The organism is Nostoc sp. DSM 114167 (assembly GCF_052692655.1).
Genome location: NZ_CP195116.1, coordinates 3,041,694 through 3,062,988, shown reverse-complemented (window position 1 = coordinate 3,062,988; position 21,295 = coordinate 3,041,694). Strand labels below are relative to the sequence as shown.

Annotated in this window: 18 protein-coding genes, 1 tRNA gene and 2 pseudogenes; 13 read left to right on the top strand and 8 right to left on the bottom strand. The window is 39.2% G+C overall.

Annotation, left to right across the window (positions count from 1 at the left end; all coding sequences use genetic code 11):
* The first annotated feature begins 5 nt into the window (after positions 1–5).
* The 3 genes from NSTC731_RS13085 (at position 6) to NSTC731_RS13075 (ending at position 2,753) form a co-directional block, all read left to right on the top strand.
* Positions 6–212: a high light inducible protein gene (locus NSTC731_RS13085; RefSeq protein ID WP_445631180.1), complete on the top strand. Its 207-nt coding sequence runs from the start codon at positions 6–8 to the stop codon at positions 210–212.
* Positions 213–358: 146 nt separating this feature from the next.
* Positions 359–928, top strand: a complete 570-nt coding sequence (locus NSTC731_RS13080; RefSeq protein WP_445631179.1) for a hypothetical protein — start codon at positions 359–361, stop codon at positions 926–928.
* 1,360 nt (positions 929–2,288) lie between these two features.
* Positions 2,289–2,753, top strand: coding sequence for a cupin domain-containing protein (locus NSTC731_RS13075; RefSeq protein ID WP_445631178.1), 465 nt, complete (start codon positions 2,289–2,291; stop codon positions 2,751–2,753).
* Positions 2,754–3,160: 407 nt separating this feature from the next.
* On the opposite strand, the gene NSTC731_RS13070 is transcribed toward NSTC731_RS13075, so the two are convergent.
* Together NSTC731_RS13070 and NSTC731_RS13065 are read right to left on the bottom strand one after the other, a co-directional pair.
* Complete coding sequence (locus tag NSTC731_RS13070) at positions 3,161–3,886, bottom strand: gamma-glutamyl-gamma-aminobutyrate hydrolase family protein (RefSeq protein WP_445632079.1); 726 nt, start codon at positions 3,884–3,886, stop codon at positions 3,161–3,163.
* The gene (locus tag NSTC731_RS13065) at positions 3,886–5,646 is read right to left on the bottom strand and encodes a Rieske (2Fe-2S) protein (protein ID WP_445631177.1); all 1,761 of its coding nucleotides are present in this window, start codon (positions 5,644–5,646) and stop codon (positions 3,886–3,888) included. The genes NSTC731_RS13070 and NSTC731_RS13065 overlap by 1 nt, the downstream gene beginning before the upstream one ends.
* A 249-nt stretch (positions 5,647–5,895) precedes the next feature.
* On the opposite strand from NSTC731_RS13065, the gene NSTC731_RS13060 reads away from it, so the two are divergent.
* A complete protein-coding gene (locus NSTC731_RS13060) occupies positions 5,896–6,171 on the top strand; it encodes a UBP-type zinc finger domain-containing protein (RefSeq protein WP_322673005.1) in 276 nt (91 codons plus the stop codon).
* A gap of 652 nt (positions 6,172–6,823) precedes the next feature.
* Positions 6,824–6,961 carry a hypothetical protein gene (locus NSTC731_RS13055; protein ID WP_445631176.1) on the top strand — a complete coding sequence of 46 codons (138 nt, stop codon included), beginning with the start codon at positions 6,824–6,826 and terminating at the stop codon, positions 6,959–6,961.
* A gap of 878 nt (positions 6,962–7,839) precedes the next feature.
* Here NSTC731_RS13055 and NSTC731_RS13050 read toward each other — a convergent pair.
* Together NSTC731_RS13050 and NSTC731_RS13045 are read right to left on the bottom strand one after the other, a co-directional pair.
* The gene (locus NSTC731_RS13050) at positions 7,840–8,178 is read right to left on the bottom strand and encodes a XisI protein (RefSeq protein WP_445631175.1); all 339 of its coding nucleotides are present in this window, start codon (positions 8,176–8,178) and stop codon (positions 7,840–7,842) included.
* Positions 8,169–8,579, bottom strand: a complete 411-nt coding sequence (locus NSTC731_RS13045; protein WP_375476922.1) for a XisH family protein — start codon at positions 8,577–8,579, stop codon at positions 8,169–8,171. The genes NSTC731_RS13050 and NSTC731_RS13045 overlap by 10 nt, the downstream gene beginning before the upstream one ends.
* A gap of 403 nt (positions 8,580–8,982) precedes the next feature.
* Here NSTC731_RS13045 and NSTC731_RS13040 point away from each other — a divergent pair, with 403 nt between their 5' ends.
* The 4 genes from NSTC731_RS13040 (at position 8,983) to NSTC731_RS13025 (ending at position 15,372) form a co-directional block, all read left to right on the top strand.
* Complete coding sequence (locus NSTC731_RS13040) at positions 8,983–9,714, top strand: hypothetical protein (RefSeq protein WP_445631174.1); 732 nt, start codon at positions 8,983–8,985, stop codon at positions 9,712–9,714.
* Between the two features lie 66 nt (positions 9,715–9,780).
* Positions 9,781–10,719 (top strand): DUF1822 family protein, encoded by a 939-nt coding sequence (locus NSTC731_RS13035; RefSeq protein WP_445631173.1) that lies wholly within the window; start codon positions 9,781–9,783, stop codon positions 10,717–10,719.
* Positions 10,720–10,836: 117 nt separating this feature from the next.
* Positions 10,837–10,989 (top strand): hypothetical protein, encoded by a 153-nt coding sequence (locus tag NSTC731_RS13030; RefSeq protein WP_445631172.1) that lies wholly within the window; start codon positions 10,837–10,839, stop codon positions 10,987–10,989.
* Positions 10,990–11,274: 285 nt separating this feature from the next.
* Entirely contained in the window at positions 11,275–15,372 is a 4,098-nt protein-coding gene (locus NSTC731_RS13025; RefSeq protein ID WP_445631171.1) for an nSTAND1 domain-containing NTPase, read from the top strand.
* Here NSTC731_RS13025 and NSTC731_RS13020 read toward each other — a convergent pair.
* Positions 15,362–15,868: a DUF3368 domain-containing protein gene (locus NSTC731_RS13020; RefSeq protein WP_445631170.1), complete on the bottom strand. Its 507-nt coding sequence runs from the start codon at positions 15,866–15,868 to the stop codon at positions 15,362–15,364. The two genes, NSTC731_RS13025 and NSTC731_RS13020, sit on opposite strands and share 11 nt — an antisense overlap.
* Positions 15,865–16,113 carry a UPF0175 family protein gene (locus NSTC731_RS13015; RefSeq protein WP_445631169.1) on the bottom strand — a complete coding sequence of 83 codons (249 nt, stop codon included), beginning with the start codon at positions 16,111–16,113 and terminating at the stop codon, positions 15,865–15,867. The genes NSTC731_RS13020 and NSTC731_RS13015 overlap by 4 nt, the downstream gene beginning before the upstream one ends.
* 363 nt (positions 16,114–16,476) lie before the next feature.
* On the opposite strand from NSTC731_RS13015, the pseudogene NSTC731_RS13010 reads away from it, so the two are divergent.
* The 4 genes and pseudogenes from NSTC731_RS13010 (at position 16,477) to NSTC731_RS12995 (ending at position 19,239) form a co-directional block, all read left to right on the top strand.
* Positions 16,477–16,893 (top strand): annotated as a pseudogene (locus NSTC731_RS13010) (XisH family protein).
* The gene (locus NSTC731_RS13005; RefSeq protein WP_445631168.1) at positions 16,881–17,216 is read left to right on the top strand and encodes a XisI protein; all 336 of its coding nucleotides are present in this window, start codon (positions 16,881–16,883) and stop codon (positions 17,214–17,216) included. The pseudogene NSTC731_RS13010 and the gene NSTC731_RS13005 overlap by 13 nt, the downstream one beginning before the upstream one ends.
* 367 nt (positions 17,217–17,583) lie before the next feature.
* A complete protein-coding gene (locus NSTC731_RS13000) occupies positions 17,584–18,147 on the top strand; it encodes a hypothetical protein (RefSeq protein ID WP_445631167.1) in 564 nt (187 codons plus the stop codon).
* A gap of 189 nt (positions 18,148–18,336) precedes the next feature.
* A complete protein-coding gene (locus tag NSTC731_RS12995) occupies positions 18,337–19,239 on the top strand; it encodes a M48 family metallopeptidase (RefSeq protein WP_445631166.1) in 903 nt (300 codons plus the stop codon).
* A gap of 229 nt (positions 19,240–19,468) precedes the next feature.
* Here NSTC731_RS12995 and NSTC731_RS12990 read toward each other — a convergent pair.
* Both NSTC731_RS12990 and NSTC731_RS12985 read right to left on the bottom strand, forming a co-directional pair.
* Positions 19,469–20,539, bottom strand: a pseudogene (locus NSTC731_RS12990) (transposase); the annotation flags it as partial.
* 388 nt (positions 20,540–20,927) lie between these two features.
* Positions 20,928–20,998, bottom strand: a tRNA-Cys gene (locus tag NSTC731_RS12985).
* Positions 20,999–21,295: the final 297 nt, after the last annotated feature.

Sequence of the window (21,295 nt, the reverse complement as noted above, 5' to 3'; positions counted from 1 at the left end):
TTGCAATGGCAGCTGAAACTAACAAAGTGGTTGAATTATCTACTGAAGCTAAAGCCTATAATGGTGTCGATCGCAATGCTTGGATTTTTGGATGGAATCCGCAACAAGAGTTGTGGAATGGGCGTTTAGCGATGATTGGCTTTATTTCTTACGTACTTTGGGATTTAGCTGGCTATAGTTTAGTGCGTGACGTACTCCACTTGGTTCGCTAATTCTTCACTGATGATTTATCCCCCCTTGGGGAAATAATTCAATAAATAACAATTTAGGAGCGTTGTAATAAACTTACTCGTGAATTATAGTCTAATGCCGAGGCTATATATGGACGCACGAATACAATAATCTAAAGGAGAAAAATATGATAACTAAAAACACAATACATGCATTAGGAGTATTTGCGAATTCTCAAGAAATAGAGCAGGCAATTAATGAATTGAAAACTGCAAATTTTCCTATGGAAAAAGTTTCTGTTATTGCTAAAGATGTAGAGCAAGGTGAAAACTTAGGTGAGGCGCAGATAAGCGATCGCATTGGCGATCGAGATGTCGATACAACTGGAGCCGTAGGAGATACGCTGACAGCAACTACTTGGGGTAGCGCGTTACTTGGTTTGAGTAGTTTGGCACTTCCCGGTTTAGGAGCTGTGCTAGCAGCAGGTTCCGTAGGTGTAGCATTGGTTAGTAGCATCGCAGGTGTTGCTGTGGGAGCCGCAGCAAATCAGAATTTACTGAAGGCATTAGGCGATTTAGGTATACCCGAAGACAGAGCCAGAGTTTATAGCGATCGCCTCCAGCAGAGTTATTATTTGCTCATATTAGAAGGCTCAGAAGAAGAAATTCATCGCGTTGAACCCATATTACGCGATCGGGGTATTGATTATTGGGGCGTTTATGATTCCCCGCAGGCTTCAAATGGTGGGGCAAATTAGCGCTTTTTTCAAACAAAATGTTTTTCACAAATGTTGCTATATCTGTGCATTGAATCCGAATTTTTAACAAATTCCAATGACGGTTCTTATGCGGATTATCTTAGAAAAAAGAACGGAGTAAACCTGATGGGTACACAGCAGCATACCTGTGACGACCAACTGCTGAAAACTTTTGTAGTATTTTGATCGAGAATTTGCACATAAGTTTCGTTCAGAATATGTCCAGGTAATTCAAGGGAAATTCTTGAATTAACGTGAGTTCGACGAGTGCTATTTTGACCTCTCCCCCAGCCCCTCTCCTACCAGGAGAGGGGAGCAAAAGTCAGTTTTAATTATATCTAGTTATTTCTATCTTTGTTGTTAATCCTAAAGTTAGATGTAATTTTTCTGGTTAGAGGCAAAATTGTAATAAATAATCAAACAGGATAAAATCATGAAAACTGAGAACATAACTAATTCTAACAACATCGAACGAACAACACTTGAAGGTGGAAGTAAAGAAGCTCTAAATCAAAAAACCTCTATCCAATTTCTACTTAGCATAACTTTGGGAGTATTAACAATTGTTCTAGTTGCTGCAAGTGCTTATTACGGACTTATTCGGTTTTAATCTGATTTATTAAAGTAAGAAGTTTTGGTTTTTTTGAGCGCATTGAATCTTTCAAATATAACAAGATCCTCAGCAAAATGTATGGTAGTGCTTTTAGTTTATCAAAAGCCCTTATTGGGGTAAAAGCACTGCCATACTTTTCTTATGATGGAGGAGCAATTCTAGTTTTGGCAAATAAGCTGTTCCACAAATAACCTTGCATATATTGGGCGGGCGAGACGCCCACCCCACAATAAATGTACAATTTAAGATTATGCAAACTAGATGTGGTTTAGCTTAAAACAGCAGTAAGTAGGTGGACACAATTATTTATAAGACGCATTTCGACTCCGCTCAATGCTCAGTAGCCCGACTAAAAGAGGGTTGAGTTTCGACTACGCGGAAGTTGAGCGTAGTCGAAACTCAACTTCCGCGCAGTCGAAACCCGGTAATTTCAAGTTAGGTTTAATTTAGTCCTTCTACTTAGAACGCTATCAACTCAATCCCATAGCACGGTTAATTGGCGGAGTATGGATTGGAGGAGAAGCTTGGCGGTTCTCTGAAGTTCCTATTTTTGGTAGCGAACAAGCTTTTAAACAAACTCAAAATGAAAACCTACGATTGGATTGTAAAAAACTTACCTATTGAGGGATGTTGAAGTTTATAATGTACAACAGAATAGAAATATAATCTAGTAGCGATCGATTGAAGAAACGCTTAAGCCTTGAAATTAGAGATTTAAAAATAACCTTTTTATAAGTAGGAGTATTGATGAGTTTACCAGTTAAAGAAATTGTGTTAATGCCAGGAGAAGGTAATCATCTAACTACTGGTAATAGCGAAATAACATTTAAAGTAGTTGGTGCAGATACTCATGGTCATTTGGGATTGTTTGAAAACTTAATACAACCAGGTGGAACTGCCCCGGTACTGCATATTCATCGGCAAATGGAAGAAATGTTTTATGTATTAGAAGGAGAAGTAGAAATTCAAGTTGGTAATCAGATAGTGCAGGGGCAACCAGGGGCATTTGTATTAGTTCCACGTAATACGCCTCATACATTCGCTAATCGAGGAACTGTGCCTGCAAAATTATTAATCATGTTTTGTCCAGCAGGAGAACGCGAAAAGTATTTTGAAGGGTTAGCCGAACTGCTCAAGGAAGGACAGACTCAAGACCGAGATGCTCTTGTAGAATTGATGCGAAAATTCGATCAGGAGCCAGTAGAGATTTAATTCTTGACGGTGTTGGTTGAAAGTATCAACCGAAAAGTATCAACTGAGGAAGAACAACACTCAATACGGTTCGGTTAAAGGGGAAAGGTATTGGTTTTGAATATCTTAATGGCATTCGTGTCTTATATGTGCAGCCTGAACGAGAGCTAGAAAAAGTCTTTGATTACTGGGATCGAGAATTGAATGGCACTAAGAAAAGCCCAAAAGCTTGTTTAGACTCGTTCCCAGCCTCCAGGCTGGGAATGTATTCAAAGAGGTTCTACCTCTTGTCAAGCTATGGAGGCGGAGCCTCCCAGAATGAGTTCCCAGCCTGGAGGCTGGGAACCAGTCAACACTCAATACGGTTCGGTTAAAGGGGAAAGAGGAAAGGGGAAAGGGAAAAGGAAAAGGTATTGGTTTTGAATATCTTAGTGGCAATGTGCAGCCTGAACGAGAGCTAGAAAAAGTCTTTGATTACTGGGATCGAGAATTGAAAGCTCAGGATGCCATTGTACACCAATTGCCCAAGGATGATGTTCGTGCTCCACAGCTTCAATGACTCCATCATCCCAGGCATGAGCAACAACCCGCCAACCAGGGGGTACTTTATCTACTGCTTGATGATGCCAAGAAACTACAGATATGCGAGAATTTTGTAAACATTCAGCTAAAAGGCTCTCTCCATCTATCCTGACAAGATGTTCTGTATGTAAACGTCGTCCCGGTTCCGGCTCTAGACGATGTAATGCAGATGTACCGTAAACATCTGGAATGTGAGGAATTAGAGTACCTCCACTAGCAACGATAAGAATTTGTAAACCCCGACAAATACCTAATATCGGCAGATGACGTTCAAGAGCTAACTTGCCAAGCTGCAATTCAAAAGCATCGCGTTCGCGATCGACAGAATAAATAGTCGGATGAGCAAAACCATTGTAGCAAGCAGGATGAATATCTCCACCACCAGAGATGATTAAACCATCCAAAGAATCTAAAAGTATTTCAGGTTCAATTTCTCCTGGTGGTAATAATATGGGAATGCCACCTGCTTTACGGACTGCATCTATATATTCGCTTGGCAGAGAAAATGGTAATGCTGCAAGGCGACCGTAAGTTGTAATCCCAATCAATGGTTTTCGAGATTTTTTACTCATCATTCCTCAAATAAACGATCGCCTTTATGTAAACGATAAGCGATTTGATAGGTTTGTGCTTGCGATCGCATTGTGGGAGAATGGGCTGCTAAATACCGAGCAGCAGCAATTAATACATGAACCCCAGCAGGAGTGTCACCTAATAGGGAATACTGACGAAAAGCGGCTTCTATTTCTTGAATAACATGAAAATCACGGTTTTCTCTGAGCATCATTTTCCCTAGCATCGCCATCAGTCTTTTAGGTTTGCCGCCACTATATAAATAATTAGCCACTAATTGACCTGTCTGGTTAACTTGCTGTTGACGATTTAATAAATCGGGTAGCTGCTGGAGTAATTCTTCGGGATTTGGAACGGAGTCTTTGGGTTCTGGAAGTCGTGCTGGTGGTACATTCAAAAAACGATTCAAATAAACACTCATTGCCGCATCAAATACACCTCTAAGTAGTTCCACTGTTGGCACTCGTCGTAAGCCTTGATGCACAGCGTTCGCAAAAGTGAATGGATGATGTGCGGAATTCCAATCTCCAAAGTCATTGTTAGTATTAAAACGAGCTACACGCAATGCTGCCGTATAAGTAACTACACTTGCTAATTGTTCTTCCGTACAACCAGCTTGTAGGGCATTCAGTAGCGAGTCGGCGATCGCTTGTGGGTCTTCACCTAATAAGATTGGTATTAATTGCTCCGAGTTTGCCCAAGTTCCTCGTTGAGATTTTCCCGCATTTAAAACAGTGGGTAATTGCTCAAAAGCTGACTCTAATATTGCTACCAAATCTATAGGGTAGCGCCAGGAATTAGATTCTTCCATCCGGGATGCACTAGCTAAACCCGAAACTAAGCTAGGTAGAACAGATTCTGCTGCTTGCCAACCAACAACATCAAGTGCTTCCAGTGCTTTGTTAATAAAATCAAGGGTATGCCCAATGTCGAGATAACGATGATCTGTAGCCGATGAAAACAGCATATCCGCAACTTGCTCTAAATTAGCCCCTGAGCGAATCGCAGATACCAGACATCTTTGTGCGGCTTCAGCATCCCGTACCTCAATAAACTGGCAAAACCAGCTTTTAAGAGTTGGAAAATCAACTGTAGAGTTAGGCAATGGCTGAACGACAAACAGAGGCGGCGCGCCTGCACTATCATTAGCGACTGCCGAAAGTCCGTGAAATAAAGCACGAGGTTTGTCTTCCTCATCCAGATAAGGTAAGAGATTGATCGTGCAGGTATGAATAGTTAAACCTGCACTCCAACCTGTTTTGTTGTAACGAGTGCCAAATTGTAGCCCGATTTGAAATGGTTCAGCCGGATTTACTCCTATATCTAACAGTGCGATCGTTGATTTGGCAATCACCAAGGAAATACTTTGCTCTAAACCATCTTCAAGGCGTTGGCGGTGGTGGGCATCAGGATTAACTGGCGGTGCTAAATTTACCCAAACTTCACCATCACGGATTTCTACAGGAAACGCCGGCACATCATCTGCCCAAGAGTCGAAGGTTCCACCACTAGCTAGATCGAAACGGGCATAATGCCAAGGGCAGGTAACAATACCATCTTTGCAAGTGCTACCTTGTAGGGGAAAACCCATGTGGGGACAACGGTTATCAATTGCATAAACTTTATTGTCTGAGTAAAACAAGACGATAGTATGCTTTTCTTTGCGGATTAACAAACTGCCTGCTGCCTGAACATCTGTAAGTTGAGCAACACGGGTATAATTGTCTTTTTTGGTGGTTTCTTTAAATATTTGAGTCATTTAATTTACAGACAAAATATCAAAAGCCTTGCTTCTACTCTGACAAATTTTTTCTTTTTTCGACCATTTGTACAATACTAATTTTTGTTAATATACTCGAAGCGACTGATTACTACTGCGACTACAAAGCGCATGACCGAATCTTGGCTGCTGATGTCGCAGATTGTCAGGTTTATTACTTAACTGACAAAATTAGCTGTGTTTCGCTGCACTAATATATACTCTGATTAACCTCTCATTCAAACCTCTATGAGCTGCGAGCATTTAGATAATCTGACTGCGGAGACTCTGATTTCTAAAGCAAACTACCCAGTATTTCGTTGTGAAGAGTGTATCAAAATAAATAGTCGCTGGGTGCATCTCCGTATTTGTCAAAGTTGCGGTAAGATGCTGTGCTGTGATTCTTCTCTTCATCAACATGCGCGACGGCATTATGAAGAAACTGGACATTCAGTAATTAGCTCGGCTGAGTTAGGAGAACAGTGGTTATGGTGTTTTTTGGATGAGCAGGCAAAAAACTATTAAAGTGAGGCGAATATAGGATCAAAAGAGTGCAGAGGAACTGGAGACGTTTGCAGTTTCGGGAAAAAGTAGCTCTTTCGGTGAGTGTTGAGATGCAGTAAGTAAAGGTGCAATATCCCGCCCAGAACTAAAGTTCCGGGCTGATAGCTAAAGTCCTCTAAAAGAGGACTAAACAATAAATTTAGTTTAGTCCTCTAAAAGAAGCCTTTCGTTATGAGACTCGGAATTTATTTCGAGGCGGGATAGATACACTGCATCAACACTTGTGTGTACACCTTATAAAGGGGAGAGAACTTGATTTTCTGGTTTCCCCCGAAAACATCGGAGGGATTAAGAGGGGGTAATTTGATTTGTGTATACACTGTAGATGTCTGCGAGTGGGTGTTATATCATGTCCGCCTAATTAGTTATGATTCCCGCATCTGTGCAAAAACCAGGAAAACCTCTTTCCCCCTGCCCCCTGCTCCCTGCCCCCTGCGGTCTTAATGATAAGTCTTTAACCGGACATGATATTATAGCTGCAATCATAGCGACAGCTTGAATAATGCACGGGTGACAACATCTAGAGCCATCATACCGGGAATAAGCGATCGCACTCCCGCATAACTAGCAACTTGGGTTATTAATTAATGCATTTGGTACTTTGATGTCTTCAATGTTTGATTTAGTTCTAAATCTTATTCAGAAAAATATTAACCTCCGCCAAACCCACGATTTACTCCTCCCCAAACTCATCTCAGGAGAAATCGATGTAGAACAGCTAGAAATCACCACAAAAGACATAGCAGCATAAATAGACAAGGGGAATAATTAAAAATAAAACTTATAACCTACACATAAAACCACTAAAACGAATCACATTTGACCCAGAAATCATGGACTGACAAACGACTACATTGTTTTCACCCATCACTTAGATTTTGATACACTGCTGGCAATCACTCAAGCTGATGCACCTAGTGTAATTCAAGTGCGATCGCAAATCTTTTGATCTCTATGTCTGAGCGATCGCTTTCAATATTGCGTTAAAAATGGCAATCAAAGGCAATTTGGCATAAGCAACAGATACATAGAAATCATGTTGAGGTACTTAAAAGTCGTTTTGAGGTACCTAAAAGTCGTTTTGAGGTACCTAAAAGTCGTTTTGAGGTACCTAAAAGTCGTTTTGGAGTACTTCAAACTTTGTCGCATTGCGATCGATCTGTGTAGATTGGGTTGAAGCTTTGCAACTGTGTATAAGAAAATCACCTCCTCCATCCCCAACGCCGAACTTTTGAGTTAAAAATGGAGTAAATCGATACTCCATGAGTTATTCTGCTGAATTGTATGAACAGAAATGTCAGCAAGTTTATCAACATATTTATGAGAACTACTCTAGACAAAGGAGTATCTATGATGCTGGTGCGTGAATGCTGCAAAATTTAAATCACTGCTAACCTAACATTGAGATGAGATAGCAGACTCAATACTACCCCTATATTTTAAGGGTTTGAAATTGCGAGCACCTACTACAAAATATGATCGCAGCACAATTAGTGGCTGATGAGGAGGTATGGGTAACTACAATCACCTACACGACTATATCAAAACTAACCCCAATGTCAGTCCAAAAAATAAACATTAAGGAATCAAATGCAACTACAGATAAACGATCGCGATTTATAATATTTATCATGTTCCAAACTCAGTAAACTGACGCACATAAGGTTCGTGAAATGCTAAAATAATATCTTGTTTGGGTACTCCCATCTCAACTAATTGATTGGCAATTCCAATTTCAGTACCATCGTGTTGAATCCAAATTTTCCCATTTTTAATATCGAGATGTAAAATACAGCCAAAATCCCGTTTATTTCCCCGCCAACCGACATAAAGTAATTGATAGTGGTCTTGCTGTTCGTCAAAAATTGTTTGCACTTCATACTCTTCGTAATTGCGTGACATCGAAGCTTGTTTTTGTCGATCAGAAAGAAGGTGTTTAATATATTGTCGATATTGTTCTACAGCCATTGACTAATAACCTCCTCTTCTACATCGTAAATCATCAATCGTAATTGATACTTTTCAACCGCCGATGCAATAAATTTACGTTGAAAAAAAGTTTCGTAAATCGGGACGCGAACAGCTAAATAAAGTCGGCGTTCTGGTTCAATTTTATCTAATGCGTCCCGATAGTTTAAAAACTGTCCCAAAGCTGTATGAAATTCTGAAACATTCGATGGACTAATAAAACTTTTAATTTCTACCGCTATTTTTTGTCCTTCTCGCTCTGCTCCTAAAAGTTCCTCGGCGGCTAAATCAATCTCAAAATCTACATCATCCACATTGATTTCATAAGGATCAGCCGTAATCTTCCAGCCATCTTTTTCTAAAGCATTTCTGACAATATTATGAAATCTATCTTTTGCCATAGGAGTTCATTACACTAAAAATTAGGCTGGTTAAAGGTAGATAATACACAATATTCGCTTTAACTCCCATTTTAACTTAGGGGTTAGTTTGGCAGTAACGTCTAAAGATGTGCAAGCGATACCTACGGCACACCTCGCGATCGCTCCTTTGTGTGTAACATTATAATACAGAACTAATTTCCAAATATTTTTTCAAAACCTGCGTAAAAACTCCCCACCTTGTTCGTAGAAGGGTTTAAAGAGATAGGGGAGGAATTATCATGCATCGATAAAAGTCGAATATATTCCCGCTAAAAGCTCGATACCTGGGATATTTTACCGCGCGGTGTTGCGTTGTTCCCGTCGAAGGTGCAAATTTTCCAAAGCTCAAACAATTATTTACCCTACAGTACTCTATGTATCTATGATGACAACAAATAACCAAACCTTCGAGGTGCAGCAGGAGATTTCGATGGATAATTTAGATTTACAGTTGCGTCAGCTAGTCTACGCAGCACAAAACCATCCCCAAAAAAGTGCAGAACGAAGGAAAATTCTTAATAAATTGATTGTTAAAATTCAAAGTTCGGGAAAATTAAACAAGTTTGTAGAATGGCGGGAAAAATTAACTCATTTTCCAGATATTTATAGCGAAGCAGAAGCAAATACCTATTTGGAAATTTGCAGCAGAATCGATAGTTATCATCCAGAACATCCAGTCATGGCTTGGGTAAATCAAATATTTAATTGGCGATTTCACGATGTTCGGAGGCAATATAGAAGGCGAGCGCAAATATTCTCCCTTGATGATTTAGATAGTTGTAACAGTGATGATGATAAACCTATAAGCAAAGAATTATCGAGGGTTCAACGTGAAATGAACGAGAAATTTATCTCAGAGACGAAGGATGAGTTAGAAATATCAACAACCAAAAATTTCATCGAAAATGACCCAGAAGGAATTTTAAAAACTATTTCTATTGGTAAAGATGAAAATGCCAATTTACAGAAAGTGATATTGATGAGATTAGATGATGAAAAATGGGAAGATATATTTCAAAAATTAGGTCATCCGATATCAAGGCTATCTGAACTATATCAACGCAACATTAAAAAGCGTAAAATCATTGATTATTTTCGTAGATATTTACAGTAAGACGGACATTAAACCGAACATTAATTTTCAATTATTCACTCTTGCACAAACATATTAAGGACAATTATGAACGCTAACCATGAACAAACATCTTTCACTATTCCTCTGAGTCTAGAAGCTCATGAAAAGGCGAATCAACGAAGACAAAGAATATCAAATACTGAGGATGGTAAAAAAATCTATCTCAATACTTTAGCTGTGTATGCGGTCAATTATTATCTTGATTGCATGGGTTTTGAAACTAATTGGGCAAATGCAGATAATAGTAATTTGTGGATGTTAGGTTTAATTGATTTGGCTGATTTGGAAATAAAAAACATTGGCAAAATCGAATGTCGTCCGGTGTTACCAGATGCGGAATATTTGGAAATTCCCACCGAAGTAAGAACAGATAGAACTGCTTATGTCGCAGTGCAGTTTAACCATGCTTTGAGGTCAGCAAAGATTTTAGGCTTCACTACTCAACAACTAGCAAAGATACATTTAAGTCAATTACAACCTGTTGATGATTTGCTCGATTATTTAACAGCAAAAGAAGCAACTGCAAAAGTCAATATTCGAGAATGGATGAAAGGAGTATTTACAGAAGGTTGGTTAAACCTGGAAGAAATCTTTAACCCACGAGAACTGAGTTTTAGATTCGCTAGAAATTTTAGCGTGACAAAGTGCAAAAAAATTGATATCGGTTTGCACTTAAATGGCGAATCTGTGGTTTTGATTGTCAAGTTAAATCCTAAAAATAAAGAGATAGCAGATGAGAAACATCAAAATCAGGGCGAAATTGATATTATCGTACAAGTTCAACCCGACCCAGAAAAAAGTGTTTCTTTACCTCCAGGATTAAAATTAGTTATTAGTGATGAAGATGGTCAAGAAGTAGATTCCGTTATTTCTCGACAGCATGATAATTGGGTGGATATTAAATTAAGTGCAGAGTTAAATGAGGAATTTTGTGTTGAGATAATTTTAGATGAGTCGAAAGTGACTCAGGATTTTGTTGTATGATTTTGTAGGGTGCGTTATTAACGCGCCTAAATATGTCTTTTTGGTGCGTTACGGACATTCGTCTTAACACACCTTACATATATTTTTAATAATTCCATAAATTAGATTGCATCACCTATGAAAAAGCTAGTTATTCTTAAATTTGATGGCAATTTTGAATTAGGATTTCAAGTTAATTTAGAAATAGCAAATGAAAAACAACGCGCTTATCTAACCACCACAACTAATTTACCAGAAAATATTAGTATTCTTCAAATATTAAATAACTGACACGAAATATATTGCAGTCTAGATAGTCAATTTAGGATTAAATCTAGGGGGAGTCGTCGGGTTGATCTGGAGTTTTTAAAGCAAGAATGTACAAGAGAATCTATCAACTTAGTTGCTAGTTTTAATCAATGGCTGAATGCACCATCTTTTACTTATATTGTTAATTCTCTTAAAGAACTAAATCCCCAAGATGAAATTAGAATAATTATTACAACTTCTTGCCATGAATTACGTCAGCTTCCCTGGCATTTGTGGGATGTTTTAACTGAGTTACCATTGGTAGAAGTGGCTTTAAGTTCGCCGAATGCTGAACGTGGGGAAAGACCTTACAGAGAAAAGATTAGAATTTTAATTATTTTAGGCGATCGCACCGAAATTAATATACACCAAGATAAACAATATTTGCAAAGTTTCTGTGGCAATGATGCCGAAATTATTTTATTACAACAACCATCTCGTAAGCAATTAAATCATTACTTGCAAGATAATCTGGGGTGGGATATATTGTTTTTCTCTGGACATTCCCAAACTCAAGGAATGCAGGGAAGGATTTATTTAAATGACAGCGATAGTTTGACGATGGCAGAATTGCGAGATGCTTTGCAAGTAGCAATTCACAGACGATTGCAAATAGCGTTTTTTAATTCTTGTGATGGTTTAGGGATTGCTTACGAATTAGAACAATTGAATATCCCCCAAGTGATCGTCATGCGGGAACCAGTACCTGATAAAGTAGCGCAGGAGTTTTTAAACTATTTCCTACAACAATTTACTAGTGGGAAATCTCTATATATTTCTGTGAGAAATGCGCGGTTGGAGTTACAAAAACTTGAGACAGAATTTCCTTGTGCAAGTTGGCTTCCTGTAATTGTCCAAAATCAAACAGAAACTCCACCAACTTGGCAAAGTTTAGGGATAATTTCTTTCTGTCCTTACCAAGGTTTAGAGAAATTTACGGAAGAAAAGGCAGAGTATTTTTTTGGTAGAGATAAGGCGACTTCTGGATTAGTTGCTGCTGTTAATAATAGACCTTTGGTTGCTGTGATTGGTGCTTCGGGAAGCGGGAAATCATCGCTGGTGTTTGCTGGGTTAATTCCGCAACTGCGTCGGGATACTGTGAATAATTGGGTGATTATAGCGTTTCGTCCGGGGAAAAATCCTTTTGAATCTTTGGCTGTGGCGTTAGTTTCGGCGTTAAATTTACCGGAAGATAAGCGACGTTTGGGAGAATTGGAACTTGATGTGAATTTGAAGCGCGATCGCTCCACGCTGCAAAATTTGATCGCAGACTTAACTGATGGCGATCGCCTTGGTGAAGAGGTGACGCGAGTGCTGTTGATAGCAGACCAATTTGAAGAAATTTATACCCTTTGTACGGAATCTGAATCACGCAAAACTTTCTTAAATAGTTTGCTGCAAGCGGTAAAAAATGCACCGTTTTTTACACTGGTGCTAACCTTGCGGGCAGATTTTTTAAGTAGGGCGCTTGATGATTACGAACCTTTTGGCAGGGCGTTGCAGGAGTATCAACTAGAACCTGTTGTGCGGATGAGTCGTCAGGAGTTGGAGTCAGCCATTACACGTCCTGCAACTCAATTGGGCTTTGAGTTTGAGCGGGGTTTAAGCAACACCATAATTAATGATATCCAAGATGGTGATGGGCGTTTGCCGTTGCTGGAGTTTACCCTGACTCAGTTGTGGAAGCAGCAGCATTCTGGAAGGTTGACGCATCAGGCGTATAAAAATATTGGCGGTGTGGAGAAAGCGCTGGCGAATTACGCTGAAGCGGTTTATGCAGACTTGAGTGAGTCGGAACGAGAAAAAGCGCAACGGGTGTTTATTCAGTTGGTGCAACCGGGGGAAGGAACGGAAGATACTCGGAGGTTGGCGACGAGTGAGGAAGTGGGGGGAGATAATTGGGATTTAGTGACGCACTTGGCGGATAAGCGGTTGGTGGTGACGAACCGCAATGAGTCTACCAATGAGGAAACGGTGGAAGTCGTCCATGAGGCGTTGATTCGTCATTGGGAACGGTTGCGGGGATGGATGCAGGAGAACCGCAAGTTTCGCATTTGGCAACAAGGGTTGATAGTGGCGTTGCAGCAATGGGTGGATAGTAATAAGGATGATGGCGCTTTGTTGCGGAGTACTACTTTGGTTGTGGCTGAGGATTGGTTAAAGCAGCGAGGTAGGGAAGTTAGTAAGGCGCAGCGACGGTTTATTGAGAAGAGTGTGGCGTTGCGGGAGAGGGAGAGGAAGCAGAGGGAGAGGTTGCGACGGAATGTTATTGCTGGGTTGGTTTGTGCTTTGCTGGTGATTTCGGGATTTGCTGCGGTGAGTGAAATTCGTAGGACTGATGCGGAAATTGGTAGATTAAGTAGTAGTACAAAAATATATTTTGCTGAAAATGACCAGGAAGCAGCGTTAACAGAAGTAATCAAAGCTGGAAAAATCCTCAAAGGAAGCATCTGGAAACCTTGGATAGCAGGGAAAACTCAGATGCAAGCTATATCGACATTGCGGGAGGTAGTAGATGAATTTCAAGTTGAAACTCTTAAAGGACATACAGAAGCTGTTTATAGCGTCAGTTTTAGTCCCAATGGCAAAACCCTGGCTTCTGCATCAAAAGATAATACGGTGAAACTGTGGGATATCAACAGTGGTCAGGTTATTAAAACCCTTAAAGGACATATAAGCGGTGTTATTAAAGTCAATTTTAGCCCAGATGGAAAAACTCTTGCTTCTGCATCTGGCGACGGTACGGTGAAACTGTGGGATATCAACAGTGGTCAGGTTATTAAAACCCTTAAAGGAAATACAAGCGGTGTTATTAAAGTCAATTTTAGTCCAGATGGAAAAACTCTTGCTTCTGCATCTGGCGACGGTACGGTGAGACTGTGGGATATCAACAGTGGTCAGGTTATTAAAACCCTTAAAGGACATACAAGCGGTGTTATTAAAGTCAATTTTAGCCGAGATGGCAAAACTCTTGCTTCTGCATCTTATGATAGAACGGTGAAACTGTGGGATATCAACAGTGGTCAGGTCATTAAAACCCTTCAAGGCTTAGTTAATAGCGTCAGCTTTAGCCCAGATGGCAAAGTTCTTGCTTCTGCATCTGATGACAGAACGGTGAAACTATGGAATATCAACAGTGGTCAGGTCATTAAAACCCTTCAAGGGTATACAGACTTTGTTAGCAACGTTAACTTTAGTCCAGATGGCAAAACCCTTGCCGCATCTGGTGACAAAACATTGAAACTGTGGGATATCAATAGTGGTAAGAACATTAAAACTCTTAAAGGACATACAGGCTTAGTTTTAAGCGTCAATTTTAGCCCAGATGGCAAAACCCTTGCTTCCGCATCTTATGACGAAACATTAAAACTGTGGAATATCAATAGTGGTAAGGATATTAAAACCTTTAAAGGGCATACATTATATGTTAAGAGCATCAGCTTTAGCCCAGATGGCAAAACCCTTGCTTCTGCATCTTGGGACAATACGGTGAAACTGTGGGATATCAACAGTGGTAAGGTAATTAAAACCTTTCAAGGGCATACATTCTATGTTAACAGCGTTAGCTTTAGCCCAGATGGCAAAACCCTTGCTTCTGGATCTTATGACAAAACGGTGAAACTATGGGATATCAACAGTGGTAAGGTAATTAAAACCCTTAAAAGACATACAAGCCGTGTTGACAGCGTTAGCTTTAGCCCCGATGGCAAAACTCTTGCTTCCGCCTCAGAAGACAAAACGGTTAACCTGTGGGATATCAATAATGGTAGGGTTATTAAAACCCTGGAAGGGTTTGTTAATGAAGTTAGCTTTAGTCCAGATGGCAAAACCCTTGCTTCCTCATCTTGGGACGAAACATTAAAACTCTGGGATATTAATAGTGGTAGGGTTATTAAAACCCTTAAAGGGCATACAGACTCTGCTAACAGCGTCAGCTTTAGCCCCGATGGCAAAACTCTTGCTTTCGCATCTGGCTACCATACGGTGAAACTGTGGGATATCAATAATGGTAGGGTTATTAAAATCCTTAGAGGGCATATAAACTCTGTTGATAGCGTTAGCTTTAGTCCAAATGGCAAAACTCTTGCTTCCGCATCTTGGGACAAAACGGTGAAACTGTGGGATAGAGAGAGTGATAGGGAAATTACAACCCTTAAAGGGCATAGAGACTCTGTTAATAGTGTCAGGTTTAGTCCCGATGGTAAAACCCTTGCTTCTGCATCTGATGACGGTACTGTGAAACTGTGGAATTTTGATTTAGATGATTTACTGGTAAGAGGTTGTAGCTTAATACGAAAGTACCTGCAAAATAACCCCGATCTCAATGCACAAGATAGGCGTTTGTGTAATGATATCAAGCGTTGAGGTTATTCACTTCCCCCACCATGTGCAAAATACGAGTATACAAAGCATCTGCAACCCTGAACCCTGCTGTTGCAATCAACCCATCCATCACAGGTTTGACAGCGACAATCAATCCTTTTTGTTTCGCTTCAACCAAAACCCCTAACAACCCAGTAATTCGTAATCCTAACCTATCAGCTTCCGCTCTTCCTCGCCGTTCGTCGATAAGTAGTAATTCTGCATTAAGTTCAATTGCTAAAGCTATTGCTTCACATTCACCTTCGTCCAATTGTTGCTCTAACAAAACTGTGATTAGGGAGGGGTTTGTTACCTGTCGTACTTCAATCCAATCAAATCTCCGTACCTCTACAGAACCAGGAACAGGTGTAGATGTACCTGTAAGTTCCCGATAAACAGCTTCTGGAATCAGGATTTTACTATATAACTGTCGGAGTAAATCTAATTCACTAACAGCAGCAAGACTAGTGATTGGTGAAGTATCACTAATAACAATCACAACCTACCCAACTCACGCAAATTTTTCAAATCGAGTTCAAAATCTTCTATTTCATAAGAATACAGAGGAATTTTGCGTTCTTGAAGCAACTGTTGAAACTGTATTTTATCCATTTCTGCCAACTTGCTAGCATATCCAAGGGGAAGTTTTCCCGATGCAAACAGCAATAGAGCAATTTCCTGTTTAAATTCGGCTGCTGTCATTCCACTAGCACACAAAGTATCATCTGATATGATGACGCTCATTTTTCCCTCTTGCTAAAAATTTCAGTGGATTAATAACCTGAGCATTTTCGCTGACGTAATTCAGGTTTGTAAGGATTTTATCTGCATGACTATCTCAATAATAACCCCGATGTCAGCGCAGAAGATAGGCGTTTGTGTGATGATAAGTAGAACAACCTAAATAAATATCAATCGAATACAATTTTTATTGATATTTGGGTGCATAGGTGAGTTCGTTATCTAATGAGGAACTTTACCACGAAATTGGTAAAATAGTTTCAAACTTTGACCGATCGCTTGATAAGTTAGGTAAGAGCTAATAGTACTTTGCACACCTTAACTATGGGGTAGAATGATAATACTCCCAGATCAATAAAGTAAGTTATGTCAGCGAAGGACAAATTTCACGATATTGTGAGATTAGCTTTGGAAAAAGACGGGTGGAATATTACAAACGACCCTCTGTATATTGATTTTGGTCAAGTTCAGATGCGTATCGATTTGGGAGCAGAGAAGTTACTTGCAGCAGAAAAGTCAGGAGAAAAAATCGCTGTTGAAATCAAAAGTTTTCTAAATCCATCAGCTATCACTGATTTTCATGTTGCTCTCGGACAATTTCTTAATTATCGTACTGCTCTGAGAGAGAAAGAACCAGAGCGTCACCTATATTTAGCTGTTGATATAGAAACTTATAATAATTTTTTTACGCTGACATTTATACAGCTTCAAATTCAATAATTTCAATTAAAGCTAGTGATTTACGATACTGAAACTGAGGAGATAGTAAGATGGATAAGTTAGAAAAATATAGGGAATACATTCAGCAAATTTTGACAAAATATGGTAGTTATAAACCTTCTTATGGTGATGTAGAAGTAGAACAAATATTTGATACTGTACGCGACCATTATCAAATTGTTCATGTAGGTTGGGAAAATAAACGTCGTGTATATGGTTGTTCAATACACATAGATATCAAGAATGAAAAAATTTGGATTCAGTGGAATGGAACAGAGATAAATATTGCGGAAGAGCTAGTTTTAATGGGAGTTCCAAAACAAGACATTGTTATCGGATTTCATTCACCTTATAAAAGACAATTTACAGATTTTGCTGTGGGTTAGCAAGTAATGAATAAAAAAGCGATGGGTAAAGTTTTGTGAGGTGCGATAGCAAAAATTGCGCTCGTTAAAATTCTGGGTATCTTTGACGATTTGCTGCGATCGTAGCATTAATATACTACTATAGATTAGATTAATACGGCTGGTGGCAGCAAATTTGATGAGCGCGATCGCGTATTTTTACTACACATATAATCAAAGTTGTCAAATATATTCGCCACATTTATTTTTACCAATACCCAACCTCAAAAAAAAATTTTACCAACTGCGTAATTGCACGTAAATAAATTCGTATCTTCCTATGAAGGGGTTCAAACAATATAACTGACCTCAACAATACCTCGACAATATTCATAGGAGATACATAATTATGAAATCATTGAATTTTACATTGGTAATTCTGATGTTAGGAACTGTAGCTGGCCTTCCCAAAGCACAAGCCATTAACTTATCAAAAACCCAAACTAATCAATCCCAATCGCAATTAGTATTAGCACAAGCCAATACCATTTCTGGATGGAAAAATGTTTCCTCTAATACCTGGAATTTCTTTGGTATCTTACCCGTTGAACCAGGTGTCATGACAATGAAATTAGATAATGAATATATACTTATGGAGGCGCAACTAGCAGAAACCGATGAAAGTAAATATGGGATTTTGTACGGACAGTATCGGATGGATATTAGCCAAGTCGAGCCAAACGAATTATTGACTGCATTTGTCAGCGAGTTTCAAGATAAGTCTCAAAAAATACTGGAAACTCGCAATATCTCATTAGGTCGTTATCCTGGTAAGGAATATACATATCAAGAGGGGCAAAAAATTACCAAACTTAGAGTATTTTTAGCCGATCAACGCATATATGTACTCTTTGTTGAGAACCCTGCTGTTGGTGACGCTAGTAGATTTTTTAATGCTTTTAAAATTTTGTAGTAGCAAAAGTAATTATTTATATAATTGTTGTGTTGAATATTTTTCATTCAAACTTATAGCGCGGGCATCTTGCCCGCTTTTTTAGTAAAAAATATCTTACTATAAAAATGGAAAATGCGTAAATACACCATTGTTTGAGCGTAAACATAATCAAAGGCATTCAAACAAAGCAAATAGGCGTTTACGATTATGACATCCTCATACATTCGCAGCATCTTTTTCACTACGTTAGGTTTTAGCAGTAGCGTTTTATTAAACCTCAATACACCAGGTTTCGCGCAAGCAATAAGTCCATTACCATCACTTTCAACTACTACAAATCCTTCAACTTATCTTCCACGAGTACAACCTAAAAAGACTAACTTACAATGGGTTTACAGTGTAGCGGAAAGAGTGATTCGTGCTAATGGACTTGACGATCATCCCTGGCGTTTACAAATCACTGATGAATATGATATCAATGCCTACGCAGATGAGTTAAACAAAATCGTAATTTATAAAGGCTTGTTAGACCAAATACACGGTGATGATGCAGCTTTAGCTTTTATTATCAGTCATGAATTAGCCCACCATACACAACGGCATTCTGCACAGCAAGAAGAAGCAGAAGCTAGTTTACAAGAAAAATTACTCCAAGAAGCAGAAGCAGAATATAACAATTGGATTGTACAAGAACGGAGAAAATCGAAAACTTCCATATCACCCGCTACAAAAGATGTCATCAAACAACAAATTATTATCCAGAAAAAACAAGAGTTTGAGAGAACCATGCAAGCATTAAGTCGCCAGCATGAATTTCAAGCCGATGAAATTGGTTACACGTATATGGTTAAGGCTGGTTATGATATAAATGGAAGTTTGCGAGTCTTGAACCTGTTTTCGCGTTTACCTTCAGACTACACAGAAATTAGCAGCCATCCACCGACACAACAAAGAATTAATGCTTTAAAGCAGGTAATAAATCAATATTTTTGGTTCGCTTTATTGATAGATGGCTATGAGCGATTAAAAAATAATCCTCAACCACTAAAATTAGATTTATCAGAAGATGGAGTATCTTTGCGAATCAACTCCAGATTTGTTTCACGATAGGCGTTGTTGCACGAATAGAGAGAAACGCTTAGTTTTTAGCTTTCCAGTGGGCGTAATAATCGGATGAGAAAAAACTAATTGGAGACTGCCGTTAGAGTTCTTAATCTGCACTGAACCCCGACGGCAATACTTTGAGGTTTTTGAGATTCCATAAGGATAATTAACTGGGGGTAAAAACCTCTACTCACATCTTGCACCGAGAAATATGAATGTCAAAACCACAACTACGTGTAAGAGGAGTTAGCCGTTTAATATTAAGTAAAAGAAAATACACAACTATTTGAGGAAAAATAGATTCTAAAGCAGTTTGTGCAGCTTGTCCCCAATCAGGTGAAGAAGCTGGCTGAGTATGCAGATAACTCCAATGAGCGATGAGATAAGCAGTCAGAGAAAGAATCAGCCAGCGATACATACCCTTAAGAGTACCTTGACCAAAACGATGTAAACCAAAGCGATGTTTGGCAGTTTTAAACCAACCTTCAATCTGCCAACGACGCTTACCCCACCACCGTAGAGTAGAAGCTTTAATTGGGCGGGTAGACAGAACAAAACGCTTTTCTAACTTGCCATTATCCCGCTTTAAGTAATACCAAGATACTGTAACAGGAAACTTTAAACCTACTAAACGAACCTGTTGACCCTGTTTGTGCAAATGTCGTAAAACTCTACCATCGGTCAATTTACGGCTAATCGCTACACCTGTAACAGCATGATATTTAAGCTGACGTATACCCTGCAAGAATTCGACACTACCAAAAGCTGTATCCGCTAAAATAATTGTTTCAAAGTGTTGAGTTAAAGATTGAGGTAAACGTTTCACTAGAGATAGTCCAAGTTTAGCTGGTGATGGAGTACCCTTACCTCTCCAAACACGGAAATTCCAGGGAATACGCCATTTTCCGATTACCAAATAAACTACTACCAAATGGAGACCACGCTTACCGTTATAGACTTTGATTAACTCACTAAAATCTTTAAATTTGCCACGTTTTTCTAAAGTCGTCAGGTCAATGATTACTTGTAAAAATGGTCTGCGCCCTCTGCCAGATGACGATAATGACTTGACCACTGTTTGTAATACTTGGTGGCGAACTATGCGAATCATTTCCCTTGTTGACCAAGGATTGATATTTAAAAATCGGCTGATTGCGCTGGGGGATTTTGCCTGACTATGTTCAGGTAATGGGTGTCCTTGTGCCTCTAAGAATAACCCCAGCATAGCTTCTAGGTTATCTTTTTGGTACTGCGTCGGCATCAACTTTTTGAGGTTGTAAACTAATTCTTGGGCGTGGGCAAGCATTTTTCTTGCTTTAAAACATTTCGATATTTCACGCCTTTTCTCTCATATTTCGAGATTCAGATGCAATCATCTCTCTATCTCAGGTCAAAAAGTCTCTGCATTCCAGCATCTATTTCTCTCTGTATTAATTGCACTATTTAAGTTATATTTAGCACTTAATCTCCCTGATTGATGATATTTACTTGTTGTATAGTTTTGCACTAGGTTATTTGAACTGTACGGGTGACTACGGTTGATGCAAGATGTGAGTCTACCTCACATTTTTACCCCAGTTTTACCCCAGTTCTTTACCCAAACTACCCAAAATTATTGGAAGGCTCTGGAAACAAGCCCTACAACAACCATTAAAAAAGGGCTTCAAAGCCCTGTAATGCTTATATTTCTATAAAGGCGGCACCCGGATTTGAACCGGGGGTGAAGGTTTTGCAGACCTCTGCCTTACCACTTGGCTATGCCGCCACAGCAAGATTCCCTGACCTACTTTTATATTGCTAAGGTATCTTAGCAGCTATTTAGCAGTCATAGGACACTAGTTAAACCATGATAGCATAGGATTTTGAGGTAGAGATAGTAGGTTAACTGGATGTTTTTGGTAAGCTTTAGGACTAAAAGAGAATTGGCAAAATAGCTGAATGATAGCTGTTGTTTTTAGAATGTTGTTATTTTACCCTAGAAGCAAAAGAAAGGATATAGCAAGGTAATTCTTGGTGTTTACGATTGTGAGTTCCCACCCCTTCTGCAACCACTCCAATAAAA

What these genes read in the sequence shown, in the direction of transcription:
- NSTC731_RS12995 (WP_445631166.1), top strand. Translation starts at nt 18,337, where the DNA reads ATGACATCCTCATACATTCGCAGCATCTTTTTCACTACGTTAGGTTTT.
- NSTC731_RS13040 (WP_445631174.1), top strand. Translation starts at nt 8,983, where the DNA reads ATGATGACAACAAATAACCAAACCTTCGAGGTGCAGCAGGAGATTTCG.
- NSTC731_RS13080 (WP_445631179.1), top strand. Translation starts at nt 359, where the DNA reads ATGATAACTAAAAACACAATACATGCATTAGGAGTATTTGCGAATTCT.
- NSTC731_RS13085 (WP_445631180.1), top strand. Translation starts at nt 6, where the DNA reads ATGGCAGCTGAAACTAACAAAGTGGTTGAATTATCTACTGAAGCTAAA.
- NSTC731_RS13050 (WP_445631175.1), bottom strand. Translation starts at nt 8,178, where the DNA reads ATGGCTGTAGAACAATATCGACAATATATTAAACACCTTCTTTCTGAT.
- NSTC731_RS13045 (WP_375476922.1), bottom strand. Translation starts at nt 8,579, where the DNA reads ATGGCAAAAGATAGATTTCATAATATTGTCAGAAATGCTTTAGAAAAA.
- NSTC731_RS13075 (WP_445631178.1), top strand. Translation starts at nt 2,289, where the DNA reads ATGAGTTTACCAGTTAAAGAAATTGTGTTAATGCCAGGAGAAGGTAAT.
- NSTC731_RS13055 (WP_445631176.1), top strand. Translation starts at nt 6,824, where the DNA reads ATGTTTGATTTAGTTCTAAATCTTATTCAGAAAAATATTAACCTCCGC.
- NSTC731_RS13060 (WP_322673005.1), top strand. Translation starts at nt 5,896, where the DNA reads ATGAGCTGCGAGCATTTAGATAATCTGACTGCGGAGACTCTGATTTCT.
- NSTC731_RS13000 (WP_445631167.1), top strand. Translation starts at nt 17,584, where the DNA reads ATGAAATCATTGAATTTTACATTGGTAATTCTGATGTTAGGAACTGTA.
- NSTC731_RS13065 (WP_445631177.1), bottom strand. Translation starts at nt 5,646, where the DNA reads ATGACTCAAATATTTAAAGAAACCACCAAAAAAGACAATTATACCCGT.
- NSTC731_RS13015 (WP_445631169.1), bottom strand. Translation starts at nt 16,113, where the DNA reads ATGAGCGTCATCATATCAGATGATACTTTGTGTGCTAGTGGAATGACA.
- NSTC731_RS13030 (WP_445631172.1), top strand. Translation starts at nt 10,837, where the DNA reads ATGAAAAAGCTAGTTATTCTTAAATTTGATGGCAATTTTGAATTAGGA.
- NSTC731_RS13070 (WP_445632079.1), bottom strand. Translation starts at nt 3,886, where the DNA reads ATGAGTAAAAAATCTCGAAAACCATTGATTGGGATTACAACTTACGGT.
- NSTC731_RS13035 (WP_445631173.1), top strand. Translation starts at nt 9,781, where the DNA reads ATGAACGCTAACCATGAACAAACATCTTTCACTATTCCTCTGAGTCTA.
- NSTC731_RS13005 (WP_445631168.1), top strand. Translation starts at nt 16,881, where the DNA reads ATGGATAAGTTAGAAAAATATAGGGAATACATTCAGCAAATTTTGACA.